Origin of the sequence: Carnobacterium iners (assembly GCF_900177385.1) — a bacterium.
Lineage (GTDB): Bacteria > Bacillota > Bacilli > Lactobacillales > Carnobacteriaceae > Carnobacterium_A > Carnobacterium_A iners.
In genome coordinates this window covers 1,485,063-1,511,602 of sequence record NZ_FXBJ01000002.1, presented here as the reverse complement: position 1 = coordinate 1,511,602, position 26,540 = coordinate 1,485,063, and the positions used below count along the sequence as shown (strand labels likewise).

At 36.1% G+C, this 26,540-nt stretch carries 24 protein-coding genes, 1 pseudogene and 3 riboswitches; of the genes and pseudogenes, 2 read left to right on the top strand and 23 right to left on the bottom strand.

From position 1 onward, the window contains the following. Positions 1 to 128: 128 nt before the first annotated feature. The 8 genes and pseudogenes from B9Y54_RS07325 to B9Y54_RS07290 form a co-directional block, all read right to left on the bottom strand. Positions 129 to 1,420 (bottom strand): annotated as a pseudogene (locus B9Y54_RS07325) (nucleobase:cation symporter-2 family protein). A 34-nt stretch (positions 1,421 to 1,454) separates the two neighbouring features. Then, positions 1,455 to 2,042, bottom strand: coding sequence for a xanthine phosphoribosyltransferase (locus tag B9Y54_RS07320; protein WP_085560541.1), 588 nt, complete (start codon positions 2,040 to 2,042; stop codon positions 1,455 to 1,457). A gap of 140 nt (positions 2,043 to 2,182) precedes the next feature. After that, positions 2,183 to 2,281: riboswitch (purine riboswitch) on the bottom strand. Between the two features lie 171 nt (positions 2,282 to 2,452). After that, positions 2,453 to 3,790: a hemolysin family protein gene (locus tag B9Y54_RS07315; protein ID WP_085559654.1), complete on the bottom strand. Its 1,338-nt coding sequence runs from the start codon at positions 3,788 to 3,790 to the stop codon at positions 2,453 to 2,455. Between the two features lie 253 nt (positions 3,791 to 4,043). After that, positions 4,044 to 6,095: a penicillin-binding protein PBP4(5) gene (gene pbp4, locus B9Y54_RS07310; protein ID WP_234987872.1), complete on the bottom strand. Its 2,052-nt coding sequence runs from the start codon at positions 6,093 to 6,095 to the stop codon at positions 4,044 to 4,046. A 58-nt stretch (positions 6,096 to 6,153) separates the two neighbouring features. Continuing rightward, positions 6,154 to 6,864: a beta/alpha barrel domain-containing protein gene (locus tag B9Y54_RS07305; RefSeq protein ID WP_085559653.1), complete on the bottom strand. Its 711-nt coding sequence runs from the start codon at positions 6,862 to 6,864 to the stop codon at positions 6,154 to 6,156. An 800-nt stretch (positions 6,865 to 7,664) separates the two neighbouring features. Next, complete coding sequence (locus tag B9Y54_RS07300; RefSeq protein ID WP_234987871.1) at positions 7,665 to 8,321, bottom strand: glycoside hydrolase family 73 protein; 657 nt, start codon at positions 8,319 to 8,321, stop codon at positions 7,665 to 7,667. Between the two features lie 38 nt (positions 8,322 to 8,359). Continuing rightward, a complete protein-coding gene (locus B9Y54_RS07295) occupies positions 8,360 to 9,187 on the bottom strand; it encodes a M15 family metallopeptidase (protein ID WP_085559652.1) in 828 nt (275 codons plus the stop codon). Positions 9,188 to 9,412: 225 nt separating this feature from the next. Then, positions 9,413 to 9,958, bottom strand: a complete 546-nt coding sequence (locus tag B9Y54_RS07290) for a hypothetical protein (RefSeq protein ID WP_234987869.1) — start codon at positions 9,956 to 9,958, stop codon at positions 9,413 to 9,415. Positions 9,959 to 10,114: 156 nt separating this feature from the next. Between B9Y54_RS07290 and B9Y54_RS07285 the strand changes: the two genes are divergently transcribed. Continuing rightward, positions 10,115 to 11,083 (top strand): Gfo/Idh/MocA family protein, encoded by a 969-nt coding sequence (locus B9Y54_RS07285; RefSeq protein ID WP_085559650.1) that lies wholly within the window; start codon positions 10,115 to 10,117, stop codon positions 11,081 to 11,083. Positions 11,084 to 11,124: 41 nt separating this feature from the next. Here the strand turns inward: B9Y54_RS07285 and B9Y54_RS07280 are convergent, their stop codons facing one another. From B9Y54_RS07280 to B9Y54_RS07245, 8 genes are all read right to left on the bottom strand, one after another. After that, a complete protein-coding gene (locus tag B9Y54_RS07280) occupies positions 11,125 to 11,790 on the bottom strand; it encodes an HAD family hydrolase (RefSeq protein WP_085560538.1) in 666 nt (221 codons plus the stop codon). A gap of 9 nt (positions 11,791 to 11,799) precedes the next feature. Next, the gene (ribH, locus tag B9Y54_RS07275) at positions 11,800 to 12,261 is read right to left on the bottom strand and encodes a 6,7-dimethyl-8-ribityllumazine synthase (protein ID WP_085559649.1); all 462 of its coding nucleotides are present in this window, start codon (positions 12,259 to 12,261) and stop codon (positions 11,800 to 11,802) included. Positions 12,262 to 12,303: 42 nt separating this feature from the next. Further along, on the bottom strand, positions 12,304 to 13,497 hold the full coding sequence (locus tag B9Y54_RS07270; protein WP_085559648.1) for a bifunctional 3,4-dihydroxy-2-butanone-4-phosphate synthase/GTP cyclohydrolase II: 1,194 nt from the start codon (positions 13,495 to 13,497) through the stop codon (positions 12,304 to 12,306). 18 nt (positions 13,498 to 13,515) lie between these two features. After that, positions 13,516 to 14,169, bottom strand: coding sequence for a riboflavin synthase (locus B9Y54_RS07265; protein WP_085559647.1), 654 nt, complete (start codon positions 14,167 to 14,169; stop codon positions 13,516 to 13,518). A 26-nt stretch (positions 14,170 to 14,195) separates the two neighbouring features. Next, complete coding sequence (gene ribD, locus B9Y54_RS07260; RefSeq protein WP_177173720.1) at positions 14,196 to 15,299, bottom strand: bifunctional diaminohydroxyphosphoribosylaminopyrimidine deaminase/5-amino-6-(5-phosphoribosylamino)uracil reductase RibD; 1,104 nt, start codon at positions 15,297 to 15,299, stop codon at positions 14,196 to 14,198. 125 nt (positions 15,300 to 15,424) lie between these two features. Next, positions 15,425 to 15,539: riboswitch (FMN riboswitch) on the bottom strand. Positions 15,540 to 15,693: 154 nt separating this feature from the next. Further along, positions 15,694 to 15,808, bottom strand: a riboswitch (FMN riboswitch). A gap of 125 nt (positions 15,809 to 15,933) precedes the next feature. Continuing rightward, entirely contained in the window at positions 15,934 to 16,317 is a 384-nt protein-coding gene (locus tag B9Y54_RS07255) for a RidA family protein (RefSeq protein ID WP_085559645.1), read from the bottom strand. 122 nt (positions 16,318 to 16,439) lie between these two features. Then, on the bottom strand, positions 16,440 to 17,774 hold the full coding sequence (locus B9Y54_RS07250) for a D-serine ammonia-lyase (RefSeq protein ID WP_234987944.1): 1,335 nt from the start codon (positions 17,772 to 17,774) through the stop codon (positions 16,440 to 16,442). An 81-nt stretch (positions 17,775 to 17,855) separates the two neighbouring features. Next, a complete protein-coding gene (locus B9Y54_RS07245; RefSeq protein WP_085559643.1) occupies positions 17,856 to 18,935 on the bottom strand; it encodes a PTS sugar transporter subunit IIC in 1,080 nt (359 codons plus the stop codon). A gap of 349 nt (positions 18,936 to 19,284) precedes the next feature. Between B9Y54_RS07245 and B9Y54_RS07240 the strand changes: the two genes are divergently transcribed. Then, a complete protein-coding gene (locus tag B9Y54_RS07240) occupies positions 19,285 to 19,950 on the top strand; it encodes a helix-turn-helix transcriptional regulator (protein ID WP_085559642.1) in 666 nt (221 codons plus the stop codon). 129 nt (positions 19,951 to 20,079) lie between these two features. Here the strand turns inward: B9Y54_RS07240 and B9Y54_RS07235 are convergent, their stop codons facing one another. The 7 genes from B9Y54_RS07235 to B9Y54_RS07205 all read right to left on the bottom strand — a co-directional run bounded on the left by B9Y54_RS07235 (position 20,080) and on the right by B9Y54_RS07205 (position 26,462). Then, a complete protein-coding gene (locus B9Y54_RS07235) occupies positions 20,080 to 21,057 on the bottom strand; it encodes a DUF1002 domain-containing protein (RefSeq protein WP_090005028.1) in 978 nt (325 codons plus the stop codon). Positions 21,058 to 21,241: 184 nt separating this feature from the next. Beyond that, a complete protein-coding gene (locus B9Y54_RS07230; protein ID WP_085559640.1) occupies positions 21,242 to 21,892 on the bottom strand; it encodes a CBS and ACT domain-containing protein in 651 nt (216 codons plus the stop codon). A 5-nt stretch (positions 21,893 to 21,897) separates the two neighbouring features. Next, positions 21,898 to 22,602, bottom strand: coding sequence for an ABC transporter ATP-binding protein (locus B9Y54_RS07225; RefSeq protein WP_085559639.1), 705 nt, complete (start codon positions 22,600 to 22,602; stop codon positions 21,898 to 21,900). A gap of 2 nt (positions 22,603 to 22,604) precedes the next feature. After that, on the bottom strand, positions 22,605 to 23,378 hold the full coding sequence (locus B9Y54_RS07220) for an ABC transporter ATP-binding protein (RefSeq protein WP_085559638.1): 774 nt from the start codon (positions 23,376 to 23,378) through the stop codon (positions 22,605 to 22,607). Then, a complete protein-coding gene (locus B9Y54_RS07215) occupies positions 23,375 to 24,349 on the bottom strand; it encodes a branched-chain amino acid ABC transporter permease (RefSeq protein ID WP_085560537.1) in 975 nt (324 codons plus the stop codon). Before B9Y54_RS07215 ends, B9Y54_RS07220 begins: the two co-directional genes overlap by 4 nt. A gap of 9 nt (positions 24,350 to 24,358) precedes the next feature. Continuing rightward, positions 24,359 to 25,237: a branched-chain amino acid ABC transporter permease gene (locus B9Y54_RS07210; protein ID WP_085559637.1), complete on the bottom strand. Its 879-nt coding sequence runs from the start codon at positions 25,235 to 25,237 to the stop codon at positions 24,359 to 24,361. 76 nt (positions 25,238 to 25,313) lie between these two features. After that, positions 25,314 to 26,462 (bottom strand): ABC transporter substrate-binding protein, encoded by a 1,149-nt coding sequence (locus B9Y54_RS07205; RefSeq protein ID WP_085559636.1) that lies wholly within the window; start codon positions 26,460 to 26,462, stop codon positions 25,314 to 25,316. Positions 26,463 to 26,540 lie beyond the last annotated feature (78 nt).

Here is a 26,540-nt window from a genome sequence, read left to right as displayed (position 1 = left end):
GCCTATCAAACATTCTCAAAATAGCAAGTAAAAATGGTTTAATTTTTTATAAAAAAAGCCTCGGCCTATTTGGTACTCAGCTGAGGCTTTCATTTTAAAGGGGTAAATCGTTCGATTAAAAGAATCGATTAAGTAGTCTCTGGTAAATCCATCAGATTTTCTTTTTCTACTACCGTTTCGACTAATTGTTTCTTGCGTCCGTGATGAGAAAGGATAGTCAACGTGATGGCTGTCACACTCGTTACAACGATGCCGTTTCCTGTGAAAGTTTGAACGGCTGCTGGTAGATTAGCGAATAACTCTGGTACGACAGTTACGCCTAAGCCAAGTCCAAAAGATAGCGCAACAATCATTAAGTTGCCATCTTCATTTAAATCAACCTGGCTCAGCATTTTAACTCCTTGAGTCACAACTATTCCAAATAAAATCATCATTGCACCACCTAAAACAAGTTCAGGAATACTAGTCGCAAATGCGCCAATCTTCGGGACAAGTCCTAAAACTATTAAAAAGCCAGTTGCAAAATAAATGGGTTTACGCGTACGAATACCAAACATTTGAACCAAACCAACAATTTGTTAGAATGCTGTATAAGGGAATGTATTAAAAATTTCTCCTAAAATAATAGCTAATTCTTCTGCACGGTATCCTTTTTTCAAATGCACTTCTTCGATTGTCTGACCGGTTACTTCTCCTAGTGCAAAATAAACGCCGGTAGATTCAACCATGCTAACAATTAGAATTAAAATCATTGTTAAAATAGAGGACCATTTAAAAATAGGCGCTCCAAAATAAAAAGATTGCGGAAAATGAAACCAAGTTGCTTCGGCTACAGGTGCTAAGGTAACCAGTCCCATGAGTGAGCCAACAATTTTTCCGGCAATTAAACCGATAATAATAGCTAACGAAAGAATAAACCCTTTTGCAAATAACTGGATGCCTAGAATAATCACAACGGTTAAGAAGGCCAAGAATAAGTACTTGCCAGAACCAAAATCAGGAACTATTTTTATTCCACCACCCATCTTCTCAATGCCAACTGGGATAAGAGTTAAGCCAATAACTGTGATGACGGTTCCCGTTACAACCAGTGGGAAAAACGGTTGATCTTTGAGAATAAACCAGCGATAAGGATAATGAAGATTCCAGAAGCAATAATTGCGCCATACAACGCTCCGATACTCTTAGTTGTGCCAATTAAAATTAAAGGAGAAACAGTTTGCATCGCACAACCCAGTACAACAGGTCAGCCTATTCCAAAATAACGGTTAACAAATAATTGCAATAATGTAGCGACACCACACATAAAAATATCGATTGATACGAGGTAGGTCATTTGTTCTGAATTAAACCCAATTGCACTCCCAATTAATAAAGGAACTAAAATCGCTCCCGCGTATATAGCCAATACATGTTGCAATCATAAAGCTGCTGCTTTTGAGTTGGTTAATATTTTATTTTTTCTCCTCTTCTTTTACAAATTTAACGACACCCTTTTCAAATGCACGAATACGAGCTAAAGATAAAATATCAAACCCTAATTCTTCTAAATCTTTACGCCCAGGTTGAAATGATTTTTCTATCACTATCCCAATCCCAGCAAGAGATGCTTTTGCCTGGCGACAAATTTCAATCAGTCCTTTTGCTGCTTGTCCGTTAGCTAAAAAGTCATCAATTATTAAGACATGATCGGTTGCATCTAAAAAATTTCTTGAAACTGCGATTTTGTTTGTTACTCCTTTTGTGAACGAATGAACATTTGTAGTATATAAATTATCGATTAGCGTTAAGCTTTTATGTTTGCGAGCAAAAATAACTGGAATACCTAATTCTAATCCAGCAAAAACAGCTGGTGCTATTCCTGAAGTTTCAATCGTTAGTATTTTTGTAATACCCTTATTTGCAAAATAACTAGCAAATTCATTTCCCATGGCCTGCATCAAAACTGGATCAATTTGATGATTTAGAAAATTATCTGCTTTCAAAATATCTTCACCTAATACCATGCCATCTTTTAAAATACGTTCTTCTAATAATTTCATCATCATCCTACCCTTCCTTTAAAAACTTTTCTTGTTTAGTTATTATTTCTTTTAAAAAACAAAAAGAGACCTTTTTAACTTCGCTTTGTTTCTTACTAAAGCAAAGTTAAAAAAGGCCTTAAATCCAATTGAATTTAGCTCATTTTTAGTTCTTTACTTATAGTCCAGTATTTACGGTACTGGGTAGAAACTTGCCAACCTTATTTTGGCATTATATAAGTTGATGTTGTATCGAATATATTTTTTTTCAAACGTCAATATTTTTTTTATTTTCTCATTCAACTATCAATAATAATAAACTTTTATACAAAAAATATGATAATTGTTCGTTTATAAAATAAAAACTCAAAAATTCAATTGTCTGTTTTTTGAGTTCTTATTAAGCTTATTCAACTAGATATCTTTAAAAACTAACCAGTTATTTGGTCATTTGTTGGCTCTTGTGAAATAGTATCAACATACAAATTAACTAGTCTAGAACCTTCTATATCATTAGCCGTAAAGATGTAACCGGCGTATTTGACTACGGCTTCTTCACCTAGTTGAGGAATACTGCCATGTTGCATAATGAAAAAGCCAGCTATCGAGTCGACATCATTGGATTCTATACTTGTATTGAAAAACTCATTGAATTTAGAAAGAGGGGCAGAGCCATCCACTAAGTAGCGTGTTTCACTTATTATTTGAATCATACTATACGTTTCATCGTACTCATCGTCAATATCGCCAACAATCTCTTCTAATAAATCTTCTAATGTCGCTATCCCAACGACTCCACCATACTCATCATTTAAAATAGCCATTTGATTGCGAGTTCGTTTTAGCTCATACAATAAATCATCCATAAAGATTGTTTCAGGCACATATAAGGGTGGATTCAAGATATCTTTAATATCAATATCATCTAGCTGGGTCATTCTTGAGGCTTTCAACAAATTTTTCACATGGACAATACCGATGATATTGTCTTTATCAGATATATAAACGGGCACACGAGAAAATCTGCAATCTAGCAATAAAGGAATATTTTCTTTCGTTCCATCCTCATAATCAATCATAAAAGTATCTGTTCGAGGGACCATAATCTCTCGTGCCATTTTTGTGTCCATTGATAGAACACCTTTTAGCATTGTAAATTGATCAACATCAATCGCGCCTTTTGCTTGGCTATTTTCTAAATAAGAACGAAACTCATCACGAGTCATTTTTTCTTCTTGTTTAGAGAAATCAATTGGTGTCATTTTCTTCAATAAACTCGTTGATAACGAGAGTAGTTTTACGAAAGGTGCAAAAATAATTTGTGCTACTCTAATGGGTCCAGCAGTGAAGCTAGCTACTTCTTCTGCTTTTTGTAAAGCAACTTGTTTGGGATACAACTCACCAAAAACAAGTGTAACGTAAGATAAAATAACTGTTACCAATACAACTGCTAGTTGTTTCCCACCTGGAATGTTTATTAACAAAGGTTCCAAGCGTGAAGCAAAGCTTGTCGCAGCTGAGGCACTCGAAATAAATCCTGCTAATGTGATAGCTACTTGAATGGTCGCAAGAAAATTATCTGAGTTCGCTAATAAGTTCAATACTGCAGCTGATTTTTTATCGCCTTGGGCAGCTTTCTCTCTTACTTTGCTTTGGTTTAACGATACAAATGCCATTTCTGCTGAAGCAAAAAAAGCATTAATACCTGTTAGAACAATAATAAACAAAATTTGTCCTAACATCGACTGACTGTCGGGGTCTGGATTCATAAATCGTGGTCTCCTTTTTAATAGTTGCGTTTTTTCGATTAAAAAAAACATACCATAATTTAAAGCTCATAGCAAATTAGTTTACTTCCATTGCTTTATGATAAGAACTTTAGATTGTCGTTTCTTTTTATTTTATTTATTGAGCTACGGACTCTAGCTCTTTTTGTAAATTCAACTGTCTCCTCGAGGCTTTTAGCCTCTTGCGGTACTGTTTTATTTCCCTATCAGAGCTGAATAGAGTTCTGTGCATCTTTTAATTTAATAGGTCTTCTATATTTCCTAATAAGGGTTTCATGGTTGTAGTAACGTCTCCGCTTGATTTGCCTTCGATTATTGCTACCATTAGATAGCTCTTATTTTCTGCATCGAAAGTTAGTAGGAAGCCATTAGTATCTGCATCTTCACCTTCTACCTCTGATGCGGTTGTTTCGGCTGTTCCTGTTTTTGCTGCTAGGTTCTTTTTATTTAACGAAGCAAGGCTGTGTGCTGTTCCTTCTGGGTTTTCTACTACCTTAATCAAATTATTTTTCACTATATCCGCAGATTCGACAGTCACAGCCATTTTTGGTTCAGCTGTTTTTTGATCGGCCGTTAGTTTAGGAAAAATCAACTGCCCCTGATTAGCGAAAACTGAAAACGATACGGCTTGCTGGATAGGATTTAGTAAAAGTTGACCTTGCCCATATGCTGTATCCGCTAGTAATTTTTCATTCGCTAATGTTCCCTCATTTGATAGTTGAGCTGGGTTCATCGCTATTGGTAAGTCTAACTTTTCTCCGAAAATAAACTTAGATAATCCTTCTTCATATGCTTTTTGTCCCATTTCTAAAGCTTCTTTAGCAAAATAGATATTATCAGAATAAACTAGGGCTGACTCCAAATTTACTTGCGGTGTATCTGAAACACGGACAATATAGTGATTTCCCCATGATGATTCTTTTTGCCATTTTAGGCCGTCAATTTTGTGGGTTTCATCTACTGTTGTCACTCCAGAATCTAATCCGATTGCTGCTGTAATTGTCTTAAACGTTGAACCAGGAGCATAACCTGATGCAAAGCGGGATAAGAAAGGGTTATTTACATCATCCGTATACTTTTGGTAGTCTTTTGTACTGATGCCCATTGTCATTTGGTTGGCATCATAAGATGGTGTACTAACTAATGACAACAAACTGCCGTCTTTAGGATCCATGAAAACAGCTGATCCGTTTTCACCTTTTAATTTTTCGTAGGCTGCTTTTTGAAGTTTCGCATTGATTGTTAATATGATATCTTCACCGTTTTTCAATTCCATTTCTTGAATCACTTTCTTTAACTGATCTGTTTCATCGTTAATAACAATTCTTCCACCTTTTTGACCATTTAAACGTTCATTAAAGGCTGCTTCTAACCCAGCTTTCCCGATGATATCTCCAGCTTGTAAACTTGGATTTTTTTCAATGTCTTCCGCTGTTGTTTCTCCGACATACCCGATTAGATGAGCTGCTGCTTCGTTCAGTGGATACGTACGCAGTGTTTTTTCTTGGTAGAGTACTCCCGGTACTTCAGGAGTTTCGCCATCTTTTACAATTTTAAAAGGCACGAAACTCTCTGGTAATACCCATTCAGCGGCCAGCTTATTTTCTAGTTGCTCTGCTGAGATAGTATATTTTTCACTAATAACAGCTAGTTTTTTGTCTTTTTCTATTCCTTCGCCTAAAGCTTCAGGATATAAACCTGCATCCCAAAACTTTCCTTCTGTTGCTAGGGGAGAACCATCTTTTGAAAGGATATCTCCACGCTCACCGATTGTGGTCGCTAAACTAATTTTATCCTTTAACTCTAAGTCCGGAAAAATAAGTTTTGTGCTCCAGTCCACCCGATAGTCTTCTTGTTCTTTACTCATAGTCGTGGCATATGATTGTGTTTCTAATTTTCCTAAAGAAGTCGTCATTTGCATATTATACGTAACATCGTAATGGTCTTTCTCTTTGTTCAAGACAGACTTCACACCAGAAACCGTTACATCTGAAACACCAATTCCGCCATAAATTGCTTCATAGCGTTCTTTTATTTCTTTTTTAGTGTAAACTATTTTTTTCAATGACTTTTGTGAGGCTAACTGACTTAATTTTGAGTAATCTTGTTTTTCTAAAGCATTAACATAAGAATCTACCGTTTGTTGTGCTGCTTTTTCGTCCTTTTGTTTTGACCAAAAATAGTATCCTGCTCCTACGCCGATTATTGTTATGAGAATCAGACTCATTGCAACAATGATTTTCCACGACGGTTGCTTTTTCTTTTTATTGCGTTTTATTGTTTCCACTCATTTACCTCCTTTTTTACTTTGTTAGAATTAAGTAGCTGGACCTTTTAAGGTACTTTCATTCGTGATATTCAGAATCCTCTGCTTTTTCTTCTTCTTGTTTACGGTATTTCTTCATTTTTTCACTAAATAGTTCCCCGTTACTTGGTGGTGTATAAGTGATAGCATTGGCTCCTGCTTCTATTGTTCTTTGGATGCTTTCTAAAGTTGGTCCACCCGTTGCTATAATTGGCAATTCCGGGAAAGCTTGACGGATTTCTCTGACAATATTAGCGGTATTCGCTGCACCACTGATATTCAAGATATCGACTCCTGCATCTATTTTTTCTTGAATATCTGTAAATTCTGAAACGACTGTCAAGATAATTGGAATGTCAACTATGCCATTTACCTCTCTTATTGTGCTTAAAGGTGTGGGTGAGTTCAAAACAACACTGATACAGCCGTGTGCTTCAGCGAACAAAGCAATATTGGATGATCTAGGACCGTGAGTCAATCCTCCACCAACTCCTGCAACAACAGGCATGTTCGCTACCGTTGTGATGCCGTTGACAACCGCTGGATGAGGTGTAAATGGATAAACAGCTATTATCGCATCTGCATTATTATTCATAATAATCGCAATATCCGTTGTAAATATAAATGAGCGAATTCGTTTACCATTGATAACAATTCCACTCGCTTTTCTTATAATTTCTGGCACTTTAATGTAATCTCTTCTCAAATCTGTTGTAATTTTTGGAGCCTTTTTTTTAACCTGTTTTTCCATTTACTAACCTCCTAGTATCTTTATACCTTTTACGCTAGCTTACTTATTTTTTTAAAGCTCTATCTTTTATTCACGAGTTTAGACGAGTGCTTAACTAATTGTTCTCTACTCGGCTGTTTTTGGATAAGACTAGACAAGTGAAGACTAGTTTTCAACTCACTGGGCTGATTACAGATTATAACAGACAAGTCGAGTCATTTTTATTCTTAACTTGTCTAGATATCGGAATGGTTTTATCACGAGTGATAAAACCAACCATTATTGTCCATGGACCTTAGTTTTATTCACGAGTTTAGACGAGCGTTTAACTAATTGTTCTCTACTCGGCTGTTTTTGGATAAGACTAGACAAGTGAAGACTAGTTTTCAGCTTACTGGGCTGATTACAGATTATAACAGACAAGTGAAGACTAGTTTTCAACTCACTGGGCTGATTACAGATTATAACAGACAAGTGAAGACTAGTTTTCAACTTACTGGGCTGATTACAGATTATAACAGACAAGTCGAGTCATTTTTATTCTTAACTTGTCTAGATATCGGAATATTATCGGAATGGTTTTATCACGAGTGATAAAACCAACCATTATTGTCCATGGACCTTAGTTTTATTCACGAGTTTAGACGAGTGCTTAACTAATTGTTCTCTACTCGGCTGTTTTTGGATAAGACTAGACAAGTGAAGACTAGTTTTCAGCTTACTGGGCTGATTACAGATTATAACAGACAAGTCGAGTCATTTTTATTCTTAACTTGTCTAGATATCGGAATATTGGAACAATAGTTAAAAACTGTAGTTACTTAATCATACTGGTTTAAGTTGTATTGTTCAATTAAGTCCATTAGCTTTACGGAGTAATCTGGATCGGTAGCATAACCGCTATTTTGCAAGGCAACTGCTGCATCCTTATAGTTTGTTGCTGCTAGGACTGTTGCGTATTGATTTGTATTCCAAGTGGTTCCAAAAACGAGTAGTCTAGCATGCTCGTCCATCGATTCTTGCCAACTATCGTATACTTTAAACGGTGCTTTTATTTCAATCCATTCTCCATTAACAAATTCTTTTGTATTCATGACCGTTGTCTGATCGGGGTTACTCCCTTTAATCCCATAAAAATTATTATATTTTACTGAAAGTTCGCTTCTACCCCAATCAGATTCTAAAATCGCTTGAGCAATACTAATACTTGGGAGAATACCATATTTTTCTTTTATCTGTTTAGCATACTCAGCCGTTTGGCTAATAAATTGTTCCTGACTTGCGTTATTTATATTTGAGGACGAATCTGAACTTTCGTTTAGACTTTTTGAACCTAATAAAGCGATTGCGCTAAAAAAAATGAGGCAGATTGTAAATAAACTAACCATTACAAAACTAGGAGACATCCAATAAATAAAAAGATTTTTCTTTTTATTTTTTGAAGAGACATATTTTTTTAGTGGTTTCTTTTTAGACAACTTATCACATCTTTCCTTTTAGTTTAGTTGCTTACTTTTTATTTTCCGGCTTCTTTTAGTAATTGGATATATTCTTCTAAAGACAAGTCATATTTCTCGATATATTTAGCATTTTCAATACCAACATAACGGAAATGCCATGACTCATAGTTAATCCCTGTCTCTGCTTCTTTTCCTTGTGGGAAGCGTAAGATGAAACCATAATCGGTCATATTATCCACTAACCAATGTTGAGAAGCTTGCGCATCGTATTCAGGTATCAACCCTTTTCCGGTTTCTAACCAATCTGAATCTACTATATCAACAGCTAAGCCTGTGTGGTGTTCACTGCCTCTTGGAATAGCAATATAATTTTCTGTTTCTTGAATGGCTTCTTCTTGAGTATAATTTTGGTCAATGTAACGTTGGATGCTACTGTCATAATTTTTTTGTTGTAAATCAATTGAGCGGTAACTAGAAACTAAAACAATCTCAAAACCCGCTTCAGAAGCTTTCTTTAACCAATTTTCATATTCTTGTTTTATCCGTTCATCAATCAGGTATCCATTTGGCAAAACGGTTAGAGGCAAGTCGAGATTGGGGTCAATTAACTGGGAGTTATTGACTAACAGTAAATTCCAGTCAGAAACAGATACATCTGGTAACTCATCTAGCATCTTTTGGTGTTCTTCTTTTTCTTTTATTTGTTGCTCCTCTTCCGGTGTTAAGACTTCGACGGAAGAGTCTACAGCTATTGATTGATTGTCTATCTCTTTTTGAGATTTATTAGATTCGCTTGGTTCATTCAAAAAAGTTTCTTCTATTAATCCGCAACCTGTAATCGTTGTTAGAATCAAAAGACTGCCTGCTATTTTTTTGTAGTTCATTTCAGCAATACCCCATTCTTTTTACTAGTAGCAAAATAAAAAACCTGTTTTCTTTTTACTAAAAACCAGGATTTTTTTGTTCCATTCCATGATAACATTTATTAATAAAATCGTCACAAAAAATTTGGACTTCTTTTATCTCTATTTAACAACTTTTTTAAAAGAATCGGATAAAAAAAAGGCGGGACTTTTGTCCCAACCTCCAGAAAATTACTGAACTCATTCTCAAACAGTATAGTGATCTTCAATATTTTCTTTAAACCATTCCAATAAATCTTGTTTTTCAGTTTCAATTTGCTGTTGGATAATACCTGGTAAACTCAACTCAATGCAATCTTTGTAACTCCAGAAATCATAATTCATCTCAATTTTAAGGATAGTGCTATTTTTCTTACGGTGTTGATTAATTGTTTCTTTTTCATTGTCTTGTTGAAAAGCTAACTCAGCTGCTCCACTATTGACCCATTTTTTAGCTACGTGAAATTTTATTCCCAAGTATTCTTCGACGGGATGCATTTCTACTTCCGGGAAGAAAGTCGCATTTCTAATAACTTTTTGAACGAGCATCCATTCATAATCTGTAAATAAATTTATGATTGACTGTTCATCTTTTGGTTTTAGGCTAATCTCACCCTCTTTCCATCGTTGCCAATTTTCTTGGCTAATGGATAATTGACTAGAGTAAAAATCTTTCTCAGTATGGTAATTTTCCTTTATGGTATATAAAACAATCTGAATAAGTGCTTCTTGCATGATGCATTCCCCTCTCATTGTCATATCCTTCATTAATAGAATAAGTGCTACCCTTATTTTACACGTAACAGCTTTAAAACAAAAGTGTAACGGTTCTCATTGCGTTCACTTCTTTAGCTTGCTACAATGAAAGAAGATAAACAGGGTCCTATCTAAGTATGAAGGAGGAATAAAATGAAAGAATTAAATTGGGGTATTTTAGGATTAGGATCTATTGCTACTAGTTTCGCTACAACTTTTATAGCTGATAATGCAAAAATTTATGCAGTTGGGTCTCGCTCAATCGAAAAAGCTGAACAATTTGCAACAACGTTTGGGATTGAAAAAGCTTATGGCAGCTATGCTGAACTGTTAAATGATCCTGCTATTGATGTTATCTATATTGCGACTCCTCACAGTCATCATGCCAATCTTATTATGAAGAGTTTAGAAAATAACAAGCACGTACTTTGTGAAAAAGCCATTGTTATGAATACCAAACAACTAGATGCTGTTATGGATCTTGCTAAAGAAAAAGAATTGGTTTTAGCTGAGGCTATGACTATTTTTCACATGCCGCTTTATCAAGAACTCAAAAAAAGATCAGTCGATGGATCACTTGGTAAATTAAAAATGATTCAAGTCTCTTTTGGCAGTCTAAAAGAAGCTGATCCAACAAATCGTTTCTTTAATAAAGCCATTGCTGGTGGCGCTTTATTAGATATTGGAACCTATGCTTTATCGTTCGCTCGTTTCTTTTTATCCAGTCAGCCTAGCGAAGTTTTAACAACCGTCAACTTTTTTGAGACTGGAGTAGATGAACAAGCTGGGATTATCTTAAAAAATACTGAAAACGAGCTTGCTACCATCGCTATTACTTTTAGAGCTAAAATGCCTAAACAAGGGATTGTTGCTTTTGAAAATGGTTACTTCACAGTTACCGATTTCCCCAGAGCCGATGAAGCTACCTTAACTTATTCTGATGGGTCAGTCGAACGCATTCAAGCTGGTGATACTTCTCAAGCTTTAAATTACGAAATTTCTCATTTTAATGAAAACGTCCGTACTAAAAAAGATACGAGTTCATTAACGTTAACCCATGATGTGATGGAAATAATGGATACCCTTATAGAAAAATGGGATTTGTCTTTTGATTTTGAATAAAACGGTTCTGGCTTACTTACCCTAGTAGCCGGAATCTTTTTCTATAGCAGTTCTTGTAATTCCTGAATACTGTTTATCCTTATATCTGATTGTTGCATTTCTGCTTGAGTTCCAAAGCCATAATTGCAGCCTATTGTAATCAACTGATGGTAATGCCCAATTTCTAAATCATGGATTCGATCACCAATCACGAGGTATTCGTCTTGGTCCTCACTCTTAATCAGCGAAAATATCTCGTGTTTAGCTATAAAATCAAATTGTTCGGTACAATACATCTCATCAAAGTAACGCTCTAATTGAAAAGTCTCTTGGTGTGCTTGCATGTAGGCTTTACTACAGTTGCTCAAAAAGATTAGTTTGTATCCCTTGTTTTTTAAATTATCTAATGTTTCTAAAGCTTCTGGATACAGCTTTGCTTCTTTTGAAAGAACCTTTTCTAGTAGGGTTTCGCCTATTATTTTTGAAGCAGCCATTTGGTAATCTTCAGCTAAATCCGGCATAAAGTTTTCCCACATCTCTTTGCTGCTATAACCTAGCCACTTCGTTATTTCATCATCTTGCCACTCTCTTGGTTTAGCTTTTTGGTGTGCTATCAGATAACGATAGGCCCGCTTAAAAGCAACAATGTAGTTTTGTCTACTGTCATGTAGCGTCCCATCGTAATCAAAAATAAGTGTTCGTGTAGCTTTCAATCTTGCTTTATCCATCATTAAGCCTTACATCTCTTTCAGTAAGTTCGCCATCTCAATAGCTGAAACAGCTGCTTCGTAGCCAATATTACCAGATTTAGTACCCGCACGCTCAATAGCTTGCTCAATATTATCTGTTGTTAAGACGCCAAATATTATTGGTAAACCGGTATTCATTGAAGCTGTCGCGACCCCTTTTGTCACTTCTGCGCACACAAGATCATAATGTGATGTAGCTCCTTTGATTACTGCTCCTAACGTGATTATAGCATCATAATTGCCCGAATTTGCCATTTTTTGTGCAACTAGCGGAATTTCATAAGCTCCTGGTACCCAAGCAATTGCAATATCCTCTTCTGACATGCCGTGTCTTTTCAAACTATCTATTGCCCCGCTCAATAATTTTGATCCTATAAATTCATTAAAACGTGCGATTACGATGCCCACTTTTAAATCTTTCGCAATTAACTGTCCTTCGAATACGTTCATTATAATTCCTCCATTTTTTTAAATCGTTAGTTTCTCTTATAGTTAATAGTTTAGATAATGATTCATTTCTTCTTGCTTGGTTTTTAAATAAGCCTTGTTTTCTAGTTGAGCTTCCACTTGAAGAGGTACTCTTTCAACAATCGTTAGTCCGTATTTCTCCATACTTTCTACTTTTAATGGATTATTAGTCATTAAACGCAAGTGCGAAACGGACAAATCATCAAAGATTTGTTTAGACTCGTAATACTCTCTCAAATCAGCTGGAAAACCAAGCGCTAAATTAGCTTCGATGGTGTTGTGACCTTGATCTTGAAGGGCATACGCTCTAATTTTATTTACTAAGCCGATGCCCCGACCTTCTTGGCGCATGTATACTAAAATGCCACGACCCGCTGTTGCAATTTGCTCCATTGCCGCATCTAACTGTTGGCCACAGTCACATTTTTTAGAACTAAATACATCACCCGTCAAACATTCAGAATGGATGCGACACAAAACCGGCTCGCCATCACTAACATCCCCCATTACTAAAGCAACATGGTGTTCACCCGTAACAGCATGCTCATAGGCATAAATTTCAAACTCACCATATTTTGTTGGCAGATGCGCTTTAGATTGTCTGAAGATAACTTGTTCTTTATTTTTGCGGTACTCAATTAAATCAGCAATGGTTCCTATTTTTAATCCGTGCTCTTTTGCTAATTCCATTAGATCCTTTCTTCTGGCCATTGTGCCATCTTCTTTAAGAATTTCACAACACAATCCAACTGGTTTTAAACCTGCTAGTTGCATCAAATCAACCGTTGCTTCTGTGTGTCCTTTTCTAGCTAACACTCCCCCATCAACCGCTTCTAGCGGGAACATGTGGCCTGGTCTTCTAAAATCAGTTGATTTCGCTTCATCTGAAACTAGTTTCATTGCCGTTAGCGATCGTTCAGCTGCTGAGATTCCAGTGGTTGTGTCCAGATGGTCTACCGAAATAGTAAACGCTGTTTGGTGGTTATCTGTATTGTCTTGAATCATTTGTGGCAATGCTAACTTCTTAGTATAGTCTTTGCTCATTGGCATACAAATTAACCCTTTAGCGTAACGAGCCATAAAATTAACATTTTCTGTAGTAGCAAATTCAGCCGCACAAATAATATCTCCTTCATTTTCTCTGTCTTCATCGTCTACTAATAAAATATTTTTCCCTGCCTTTAAATCAATTAATAATTCATCAATGGTATTAAACATACGCTCCTCCATTCTGGTCTAATAGAACCCATTTTCTTTTAAAAATCCATGCGTTACATTGCTTTCTTTAGTCGGTTCTTTTGAGCCAAGTCCCAATAACTTTTCGACGTATTTTCCAATCATATCGCATTCAAGATTAACTTTATCACCTGGTTGCTTGGCTAACAGCACCGTTTCTTCACCAGTATGAGGTATAATCGAAACTTGAAACGACTGGTCGTCTACTATTACGACGGTTAAACTAACTCCATCAATAGCTATCGAGCCTTTTTCGATAATGTACCTTAATAAATCCGGACTTGTTTCAACTGTAATCCATACCGCATTATCATCTTGCCTGAAAGCTTTTATCTTTCCCGTTCCATCGATATGGCCACTAACCATATGCCCACCTAGTCTTGTCTCAAGGCTTAGAGCTCGTTCTAAATTAACGTAGCCTCCTGGAGTCAATTCGCCAATGTTTGTTCTTTTCAAAGACTCAGACATCACATCTGCCTCAAAAGAATCGTTTTCTATTTTTGTGACGGTTAAGCATACACCATTAGTCGAAATACTATCTCCAATACGGGTTCCTTGTACGACTTTTCGGCCTTTGATAGTAAGTACTGAACTTTTCTCACCTTTTTTAATCGATTTGATTGTCCCAATTTCTTCAATAATTCCAGTAAACATTTGTTTTCCTCCCATTTAATTTCTTTTTATTTATCCAGATAACCTTCTATCAATATATCTTCTCCAACCATCACGGGATTTAATCGCTTCAATTGAAAAGCATTTTCTAATGAACTGATTCCTTCGCCTTCAACAATTGTCTTCGCATCTTTTCCACCAATGATTTTTGGCGAAAGATAGACGTGAACTTTATCAACAATTCCTTCTTTTAGAGCTGAAAAGTTTAATGTCGCTCCACCTTCCAATAAAATGCTGTCAATCCCCTTAGCGCCTAATTTTTTCATCAATTCGCGTAGATCAACTCTGTTATCCCTTTGGGAAGTCACGATAACCTCAATACCCATTTTGGTTAATGTTGCTATTTTTTCACTACTTGCTCTATTAGTTGTTGCGACAATTGTCTTAGCTTTATCTTGCTGGGACAATACGACAGAGGCTAACGGGATTCTTAGTTGGCTATCCACAACAATTCTAATCGGGTTTTTACCATTTGGAATTCTAGCTGTTAATTGCGGATCATCTTTGATAATCGTATCGATACCTACCATGATGCCAGATAATTCGTGTCGCAAGTTGTGGACTCGTTTCCTCGCTGCTGCGTCAGAAATCCATTGAGACTCACCTGTTACTGTAGCTATTTTCCCATCTAGGGACATCGCACTCTTCATCACAACAAAGGGTTCTTTCGTGACAATGTACTTAATGAAAGCCTCATTTAGTTGGGCTATCTCTTTTTCTAGCACTCCAATGCTAACGAGAATCCCCTTATTGCGAAGTCTTTCAATGCCTTTTCCTGCAACCAATGGATTAGGATCACCCATCCCAATAACCACTCGTCTTATCTTTTTATCTACCACTAAGTCAGAGCAGGGAGGTGTTTTCCCCACATGTGAGCATGGCTCCAAAGTGACGTATAATGTTGCACCAGATACACATTCACTTGCTGATGCAATAGCATTTACTTCTGCATGCGCTTGGCCGAACTCTTCGTGGTACCCTTGTCCAATCACTTTTCCATTCTTAACAATTACAGCGCCCACTAAAGGATTGGGTGCTGTAAACCCTTTTCCTTTTTTTGCTAAGTCTAGCGCCATCTTCATATAAAATTCATCCAATTTTTTCACTCCCATCTACATAAAACCAAAAAATAAAAACCCAAAAGATTGTCTCTTCAGGGTTTTAGCGCATTTTGAATAAGAGAGTGCAACAAATAGCACCGCATACTGGGTATTCGGCTACCTTTGATCTCTTTAAACGCTGTCTTCTTTCATCCAGACTTTAACTGTCGGCTTCGGAATTTAACCGAATCTGCTTTGCAGCTCGTGGGCTTTACCACCGGTAGGGACTTACACCCTGCCCTGAAGACTATTCAATTTTTTGGAAATAGAATACAAAAAAGCCCCAGATAGTAAATCCAGGGCTTTGTTCATGGTCAAATAAGACTAGTGTATCATTGCTTTTTAAACGTAGGATTTTTATCCATCTCAAATAAGATTTCTATAATCATCGTTTTTTCTGCAATCACTTTGTCTTCTTTCATCCAGACTTTAACTGTCGGCTTCGGAATTTAACCGAATCTGCTTTGCGGCTCGTGGGCTTTACCACCGGTAGGGACTTACACCCTGCCCTGAAGACTATTTTGTTTTTATACTGTTAGACTATATGGAACCAATGAGAATGTCAATCTATTTTTTAAGAACATTATTTATTTTATATAGAAAACGTTGTTTATTTTATTACTAACCTATTAATTTATAAGCTGCTTTATTTTTTTAAAACTGCGACAACTTCGATTTCACATAAGCCCTTGAGGGGAAGCTCTTGGACAGCAAAACAAGTGCGAGCAGGTTTATGCCCATTAAACTGTTTGCCATAAGCTTCGTTGAACGCTTGAAAATTTTCCATTGTTGATAAATAACAGGTTGTTTTAACAACATGTTGCAAAGAAGAACCAGCCGCTTCTAGAACAGCAGAAAGATTTTTAAAAGCTTGTTCGGTTTGTTCTGTGATACTTTCTCCAACTAGTTTACCGGATACTGCATCTACTCCGATTTGACCAGCTGGAAAAATAAAATCTCCTGCTTTGATGACTTGTGAATATGGACCAATTGGTTCCGGTGCGTTTTTTGTGTGAATGATTTCTAACATGTGTGTTCCTCCTATGATTTTTTCTCGTACAAGAGAAACCCTCTTGAATTTCATCTTTACTCAGTAGTGTGTCATTTACGATTTACTAAGTCCTGTATTCGTGCTTTCACTTTTAAATTAACTTACTTTTTGCCTTTATTGTAGAAAACTTCCATGTCTTCTTTAGGAACCATACTTCCACCAGTCGCCCATGAGATGTGCGTTGCATTTGACATTTTATCAACTAGGTTGTTGGTTTTCAAGTACGCTTGTCCTGCTTCTGATTGCAACATACGAATAGATCCTGGTAAACCTGCAATTGCAGCTGGCTCTAAATAAATTTCTTCTTGGTCAATCAAAGCTGTTAATAATTTATATGTTTCGTCGTCATCTAACGTGTACGATCCACTAAAGAAATCTTCTAATACTCTCGCAACAAAACCAGATGTCCGTGGAACAGCTAATCCATCAGCAACTGTTAGCCCGTCTAGGCCAATATCTTTAACTGATATCTCATTGTATTTACCAGTAATTAGGCCTAGAAGCATAGAAGGAACGTGTGTTGGTTCAGCAAAGAAACAATGAACGTTATCACCATAAATATGTTTCAAGCCAAAGGTAACACCACCCGGAGAGCCACCAATGCCACAAGGCAAGTAAACAAATAAGGGATGATCTGCATCTACTAAAATGTTGTTGTCGCTTAATTGTTTTTTTAATCGACTTCCAGCGACTGTATAGCCTAAGAATAACTCACGGGAATGCTCATCATCAACGAAGTAACTTGTTGGATCTAAATCAGACTGTTGCCGTCCTTCTGTTACAGCTTTTGTAAAATCAGATTCGTGTTCAATGACTACCACTCCGCGACTTCTTAAAAAGTTCTTTTTCCATAACTTTGCTTCTACTGACATATGAACAATGACTTCAAAACCTAATTTTGCTCCGACTGTTCCAACACTGATTCCTAAATTCCCAGTTGTGCCAACAGTTATTTTAAAACCAGAAAAGAACGTTTTGAATGCTTCACTTGCAAAAATAGCATAGTCTTCATCAATTGATTTCAACATGCCATGTTCTAAAGCTAAATCTTCCGCATGCTTTAAGACTTCATAAATAGCTCCACGTGCTTTTACCGTTCCAGCAATGGGTAGTAAATCGTCTCGCTTCAACCATACTTTTCCTTCAATCGTTCCTTTGTACTCTTCTTCAAGGTAAGCTTTTATATGCGGTATTTCTGTAATAGGTGATTCTATGATGCCATTAGTTGGAGCTGTATCTGGAAAAGCTATTTTTAAATACGATGCAAATCGAGTTAAGCGAGCATCTGCGTCTGTAATATCTGCCTTTGTGATGGAAGACTTTTCTGCGGCTTTTTCGAATTTCTTTTTATTTGGATTAACCCAGAATACTTCTTTTGTTGCTTTGATATCTTGGAATAAAGTTGTTTCTTCTATAGCAGATTTCTTTTCGTCCATTGCTAAGTTTGTTCTCATTATAAAAAACTCCTCTTCTATTATCTGAATTTTTAGTAGCTCGTTGTATTTTGGATACATTTATTATACAATAACCGTTTCTTCAATTTCACTAGTTGATTCTAAAACAGATTCTTTTGTATTTATATTTCCAGACCTAATTTGTTCAGCGGTTTTTATTTTAAAGTTTCTAAAAACATAAGATCCTAGAAAACCTGCAAGGGTACTAACAATCATACATGCAAATGCTGCAATTAATACTTTGCCAGCCGGATTATAAGCAAACATGACGGCAAAGCCAGCTATTGGTGTTGCTGTACCTGGCGTGTTATTGATTAATCCCATTAGAGATATAATGATTCCACTTGCTGCTCCACCGATAAAATTTGTAACATAAATCGGTATCGGATTTGCTGAGATGATATCGGCTTGCGTCAGCGGTTCTATTGCTACTGAGATAGTATCTTTTTTACTTCCAAATTTCATTTTACTAAATAAAACGTAATTTAGAAAGGATGAACCAAAAACAGCCAATGCACCAATAGCCATTGGAACGCCTGTTAACCCTAACATTGCGGTTAAAGCCATGGAACTTAGTGGCGCTGTAGCCACAACTGTTATAATGCCTCCCAAAATTATTCCCATCATAACTGGACTCGTGTCAGCTGTAGCAGTTAGTATTTCACCAATTTGCATCAATGTTGCATCGACTACTGGTGACGTTAACGATCCAATTAAACGAGCAAGCGGTGCTGCAACGACAATAATGACAATCAAATCTAAACCACCGGGTATTTTTTTCTCCATATATAGAATAACAAATGAAATTAAGTATCCAGCAATAAAGCCAGGTAAAATTCCAAGTCCGGATAAAGAAAGACCAACAAGAACAGCATAGACAGGTGAAACTCCCAATGCCAAAGGCACTAAGATTGCTGCGGCAACGCCTCCAAGACTTCCGTTTGCTCCCCCAACTTCTTTTAGGAATTCAATGTTTAGCACATTCCCGAAAAAAGCTAAATGAAAAGCTTCAACCAAGAAACTAGCACAAGCAGCACTAGCTAATGCGCCCATAGCTTTCGATCCTTGAGGTGCTTTGTAGTTGAATAAAGTAAAAAACGCTAAAACCAGCAGTAATAATAATGTCCCAAATAAAATATCCATGTTTTTCCTCCAATGTTTTGTTTAGGTAAATTTTACTTTCAATAAATCTTCACAAACAGTAAGCGATTACAAATAGACGCAAAAATAATTTATACCTGAAAAAGGCTCCTTGACTTTTTTAAATTTATAATTCTTTATATCTTAAATAATAAATTATTATCATAATTACACTTTATAACACTAATTTCTTACTGTCAACACTTTTGATGATAAATTATTATTATTATAGACTATTATTAAAATTCAGTTGTATTTTTCTCTTTCTTGCCTTAAAATCTAATTAAGCTATCATTTTACGCCATAATTGGTAGTTTTATTTTGTTCTATTATAGAAGGGGTTCGTTGCTAATTGGAAAAAGAAATTATTGAACAGTATAAAAAAATTGTCTATTACTTCGGGGAACTTTTAGGTCCAACATATGAAGTTATTTTACATGTCCTTACTTCTGAAAAAGAGTCTTATATTGGAGCTATTGCTAACGGGGAATTAAGTGGCCGCAGTTTAACAAATCCGTTAACTGATTTTGCACTAAATTTAATTGAAGATAAGGTTTATTTAGAAAAGGAGTTCATAACTGGATATAAAGGCACGATGTCTAACGGAAAAGAATTTCGTTCTTCGACACTTTTTATCAAAGACTCAGATGGAAAACTAACGGGCTTATTGTGTATTAATTTCGATATCGATCAATACAAATATATTGCTAAAGATATTTTAGGTCTTGCGCAAATCATCTTACCTTTAAATGATTTAACAGCTGAACATACGAATCCTTATATTGAAAATTTTTCAAATTCTGTTCGAGACATCGTTTTAACAGTCATTGACTCTAAATTATTAAGTCCTGATGTTAAGTTGTCTCAAAATCAAAAAATCGAAATTATTGAAATTTTGGAGGAAAAAGGTGTTTTTCAAATTAAAGGGGCAGTTGTCGAAGTCGCTGCTACATTAACTATCTCCGAAGCTAGCGTTTACCGTTACTTACAAGCCGTTATGCGTAAAAAAGAAGCTTAATAACCAGTAGTGAAATTGAGGCTACGCTATCTTTTAAACGTTAAAATACCCGTATTGAATGGATTCATTCAATACGGGTATTTTTATAATTATTTATTTCTATCTCTTTATTCAGTTGATGATTTAGTATTAATTAAACAATCCAACGATTGCATCAAAGATTTGACTAAAGAAATTCCCCACTCTATCAAGCAGTCCACTATCTTTAGCACCTTGAAGTGCTTCGCCAAATTTTGATTGGACTGAATCGGATAGTTTTAGTAATTGCTCTTTCACTTGTGCTGAGTCAATGGCACTTGTTTGTTGGTATTTCTCAAATAAGCTCATTAATTGATTGATTTGTTCTTGTGTTACTGCATTTTCTAATTGATTGTTTTTTAATGCATCATTTATGATTCGCTCAATGTCTTCTTTGGTTGCTAACTCACCTTGTTTTTCTTTTAAATCTGCTAATTCTTGTTTGATTTCGATAATCGCTTGGTCGAATTTTGCAGGATCGAAGTCAGTCTTATCTATATTCTCTTGCGCAATACCATTTGTCGTTTCTAATTCTTTTTGAGCAACAGCCATCCGGTCTTGATCTAAGTCTTCTCCATTTACATCAAAAGCTTTGTAAATACCTGTCAAGGCGCTTTCCCCGGTAACTTTCTTAACACTTGCTACAACAATTTTAACATCGTTAACCCCTGCTGTGATGGCTGCATTGGCGTATTGGTCTTGGGTAATTTGGGTAATATTTTCCGGTGTTTCAATAGTTACTTCTACACCTTTACCTGAATTTTCTTTTTGGACTAAAACAGATGAAATCATGTTAGCCGTATCCCCTGATCCCTCTTTTAGGTATTGGATTAAATCCTCGCCTGTTACAGCGACGCTTGCTACATTTTCAGGGTTGTTGATTCCTAGTAATTTTTCTGTTTCACTAATTTGGTTATCAGATAAACCACCTCCATATACAAAAGTTGGTTTCCCCCATTTTTCATCTATTATTGTTGTGTCAATATCACCCGACGAAGCTAGCGCGAGTGAGGGCAGGACAGAAACGGTTATTCCTATAAGACTGACGGACGCAACGAGCGCAATACTTAACTTTTTAAGCTTATTCATAGTTGTTCCAACCTCCATTGTTCTTGATTTGTTTTCTTAACTTCCTTCATTTTACACCACATCCATTCTGTTTGTCTCCTATTTAAGACCTAACTCTCTTTTTTTGTCTCAGTAAAAAATAAAAAATCAAAAGAAAAATAGCTTTTTCAATGCTATATTTCTTTTAATCTTTAAAGTAATCAATTTAATTGCCCTCTTTAACGGTTGCTGAACTCACTGTATAGCCTTTATCAGTTAATATTTCTTTGATTTTATCTGTATTAGGACTATCCATTTGAATGACGACTTGAGTGATATCATTTTGTCGATAAACCGCAATTTGATTGATACTAACATGCTCGTCAGCAAGAATATTCGTAATATCTTTTAGAATACCAGAATGGTCTTTTTTGATATCGATGACAACTCGACTGCCTTTGTTGTTGTATCCCATAACGTCGATAAAGGCTCTGAATAAATCTTTGTCTGTGATAATCCCTATAACGTTATCACGATCTTCAACTACTGGCAATACACCGACTTCATTTTTCAGCATCAAATCAGCTGCTTCTTCTAACAAAGCATCCGCTCCAATAGTGATAATTTTTTTGTGCATAATATCTCCAACAGTCGTCTTTGTCAATAAGTAGTTCATTTCATGAATGCTTAAACTAGTAGCCGTTGATGGAGAATTTTCTTGAATAATCTCTTCGGTGATTAACCCAATCATTTTATCTTTTCGAACAACTGGTAAACGATGGAATTTATGTTCTTTCATAATATCAAGAGCTTCTAAAACTTTTGTATCCTCAGAAACTGTCACAACTTTTGATGTCATATAATTTTTTACATTCATTGCACTTATCCCCCTAAATAGGCTTTTTGTACATCATCACTAGCCAACAATTCTTTACCCGTTCCACTTTTCACGACTCTTCCTGTCTCTAATACGTAGCCTTGTTGCGCTATTTCTAGGGCAACTTTAGCATTCTGTTCGATAAGTAAAACTGTTGTGCCCTGAGCATTGATCATCTTGATAATAGCAAATATTTCTTTAATGAAAATAGGGGCAAGTCCCATTGAAGGCTCATCTAATAGCAACAATTTAGGACGAGACATCAAAGCTCTTCCCATAGCCACCATTTGTTGTTCTCCACCAGATAAAGTGGCTGTGTCTTGTTTTTTTCGCTCTTCTAGAATAGGAAATCGCTCAAATACCATTTTAAAATCTTTTTGGATTTCAGCTTTATCTTTACGAAGAAAAGCACCCATTTCCAGATTTTCAAGAACGGTCATCCCTCCAAAGACATGCCGTCCTTCTGGAACTTGAGAAATACCTAGTTCAACAATTTTCTTCGTAGATTCCTTTTGAATCGGCTTACCTTGGTAGAGAATATCGCCTGAAGTTGCTCGATGCAAACCAGATATCGCTTTAAGAATCGTTGACTTACCTGCTCCATTAGCTCCAATTAGCGAGACAATTTCGCCTTCTTTCACCTGGAAACTTACTTCTTTCGTTGCTTGTATTACGCCATAATGAACGGTTAACTTTTTGACTTCTAACATTGCTAATCACCACCTAAATAAGCTTTAATAACCGCTTGATTGTTTTTTATTTCTGCTGGTGTTCCATGAGCAATCATCCGGCCGTATTCCAACACATAAATTCGCTCGCAAACGTTCATAACTAGAGACATATCATGTTCGATTAATAAAATCGTGATTTCAAAATCTCTTTGAATCTGGCGAATTAAAGCGGTTAAATCAGCTGTTTCTTGTGGATTCATTCCAGCTGCAGGTTCATCTAAAAACAAAATTTTTGGTTTCGTTGCTAGTGCGCGAACAATCTCTAAACGCCTTTGTTCCCCATAAGGTAAATTCTTAGCTAGTTCAGCTACTTTATCTTCTAAATTAAAAATAGTAAGTAATGCAATCGCGTCTTTTTTCATTTTTTCTTCAGACTGATAAAAATGAGGTGTACGGATTATACCAGCTAATGCTCCGACTTTTTTTTTTGCATGCATACCAATTAAAACATTGTCTAATACGGTTAGATTTTTGAATAATCGAATATTTTGAAAGGTTCGGCCTAAGCCCATATCTGTAATGTTATAGGTTTTTTTTCCAATTAAGGACTGTTTTTTACCTTTGATTTCTAAATCAATACTGCCTTCTGTTGGTTGATAGACTCCTGTTAATAAATTAAATAGCGTTGTTTTACCAGCTCCATTTGGTCCAATCAACCCGACTAATTCGTTGGGATAAAGTTCCATAGACACCATTGAAACAGCTGCCAAGCCACCAAAGTTTTTAGTCAATTTTTTCACTTCTAATAAACTCATTTGGTTTCCTCCTTTTTAGTAGGAGTTTTCATTTTTCTTTTTTTCATTACAGTAGAAATCGTAAATTCTTTTGTCCCAAATAATCCTGAGGGCTTGAAAATCATAATAGCAATCAGAGCCAACGAGTAAAGAATCATCCGTAATTGTCCAAAAGGTTGTAAAAAGACATTAATAATACCTAAAACGATAGCGGCAATAACACTACCTGTGACACTTCCTAATCCACCAAAAACAACAATGATTAAAATATCAATTGACTTCATAAAAGTAAAATCTGCTGGGCGAATAACACTAAAGTAAGAAGCATGTAAACCACCTGCGACAGCTGCTGTTGCTGCGCCGATTACAAAAGCAATCGTTTTGTATTTAGTCGTATTGATTCCCATCGATTCAGCAGCGATTTCATCTTCACGAATCGCAATGGTTGCTCTTCCAGCGCTACTTTTAATGTAGTTGACTACAATAATGAGTGTTATCACTACAAAAATAAACGCTAATTGCCAAGTGGTTAGATAAGGAATATCACTTAATCCAGCTGCACCGTTTGTTAGACTCCCCATATTCAAAATAGCAATGCGAATAATTTCAGCTACTCCTAAAGTAGCAATGGCTAAATAGTCGCCTTTTAATCGTAAAGTTGGGATTCCAACAAGTAACGCAACTACTCCTGCAATGACTGCTCCTAATAAAATCCCAGCAAATAAGCCGACTAGTGTCGGAATTTTGATTGTCATAATGGCCGTACAATAAGCTCCAATCGCCATAAAACCTGCATGGCCTAAAGAAAATTGTCCAGAAAAACCGATAATTAAATTTAATCCCACTGCTAAAATAATATTGATTAAGATTGTCATTAACGTAATCTCATAAAAAGCATCAATAATACCGAAAGAAACAAGCAGTTGAGTAGCAAGAAAGGCGACTAGGATAAAAATGAGCCAGCCAAGATTGGTTTTATTTAGTTGCTTCATTTTTAACACCTACACTTTCTCTTTTTTATTTTTGCCTAATAAGCCAGTTGGCTTAACAATTAAAATAATAATTAAAATAAGGTAAACAACAGCATCTTTAATCAACGAGCTGCCGTATCCGCTTATTAATGTTTCAATAATACCAATAGCAAATCCTCCAACTAACGCACCTGGAATAATGCCAATTCCACCTAAAACAGCGGCGATAAAAGCTTTTAATCCCGGTGCAACACCCATCAAAGGATCAATCGAATTGTAATACATCCCAACTAATACGCCAGCCGCGCCAGCTAATGAAGAACCTAAAATAAAGGTAAAGGAAATGACATTGTCTACGTTTATTCCCATTAATCTAGCCGCGTCAGCATCTGTGCTAACTGCTCTCATCGCTTTGCCCATTTTAGTTTTCTTAACGATAAACTGCAAAGCTACCATCAAAATAATCGTTGTTAAAAAAATCGTGATTTGCGTTTGATTTATTTGGATATTTCCAACGGAATAAACTTTATTTTCAATGACTTGTGGAAAGGCCCGCACCTGTGGTCCAACAATATAAATCATAATATTTTGCAATAAAAATGACACACCAATCGCTGTAATTAAGGCTGCAACACGCGTAGCTTTTCTTAGCGGTTTGTAAGCAACACGTTCAATCATCGCACCTAACAAAGCACAAAAAGCCATTGAAATGATGAGTGAAGGGATTAACCCAAGCTGAAAGGTATTGATAGTAGCATAACCGACAAAAGCACCGACCATATAAATTTCACCGTGAGCAAAATTGATTAACTTAATAATGCCATATACCATCGTATAACCAAGAGCAATTAAAGCATAAATGCTTCCTAATGAAAGCCCGTTAATTAATTGCTGAATAAAATTTTCCATAAGGCTCCTCTTTTCTCCTAAAATTAAAAAGATGCAAAGCTACATTCAGCCTGCACCTTCTTTAATCGTTTCTTGTTTATTTAGGTTTTACTTCAGTACCGCCAGCTTCTTTACCGTCTTGTAATTCGATGACAAATACTGATTTCACTGGATTATGATTTTCATCAATAGAGAAATTACCAGTGATTCCGTTGAAGTCTGTCACTTTTTCAAGAGCTTTAGCAACCTCTTGAGGATCTGAGCTATCTGCTTCTTCAATTCCTTGTTTTGCCAAGTAGACAGAATCATAAGCTAGTGCAGCAAAAGCATCAGGTGCGATATCGTATTCATCAGTATACGCTTTGATAAAATCTGTGATTTTCTTTTCTTTATTGTTTAATGAGAAATGAGCTGAGTAATAAACATTTGAAACATTTTCTTCGCCAGCTAAATCTAGTAACGCTTGGTTACTAAACCCATCAGCTCCTAAAATCGGTTGTTCGATACCCATTTCACGTGCTTGCTTGATGATTAAACCTGCTTGCTCATAATAAGCGGGCATATAGATAACATCGAAGTCTTTGTCTTTGATTCGAGTCAAGATAGCGTTAAAGTCCGTATCATCAGCTGTAAAGTTTTCATCAGCGACAATTTCACCAGCATATGAGTTTTTGAAAGATTTTGTTAACCCAATAGCGTAATCACTCGAACTATCTCCGATGATGACCGCTTTTTTAGAACTTAAGCTTGTTTCAGCAAATTCCGCCAATGCTACTCCTTGAAAAGAATCTTGGAAACCCGTTCTAAAAACGAATGGTTGAACGTTGCCTTTACTATCTAATGTTAACCCATCATCTGTTCCTGAGGGTGTGATCATCGCTACTTTTGCTCTCGTAAGAGAAGGGGTTGCTGATTTTGTTGCTCCACTGGTTGCAGGTCCTACGATAAGAGATACTTTTTCTTGTGTTGCTAATTTAGTGGCTACACTAGCTGACTCTGTTGTATCAGATTTATTATCTAACTCAACATAGTCTAATTTTTTATCTAAAACGCCACCAGCTGCATTAATTTCTTTAATCGCTAGTTGAACACCTTTTGATTCTGCCGTTCCATATGCGGAAACAGGACCGGTTAATTCGAAATTCCCACCGATTTTAATTGTATCGGCATCCTTCGTATTTTCTTTTGTACCACAAGCCGTGGTAAATAATGCCAATGCTGCAAGGCCTACAATTAATTTTTTCATTTGGTTTCCTCCTATATGGTTTTTTAGCTTCTTCTCAACTAATCTTAAAATTGGATATTATTTACATTAGAATTTGGT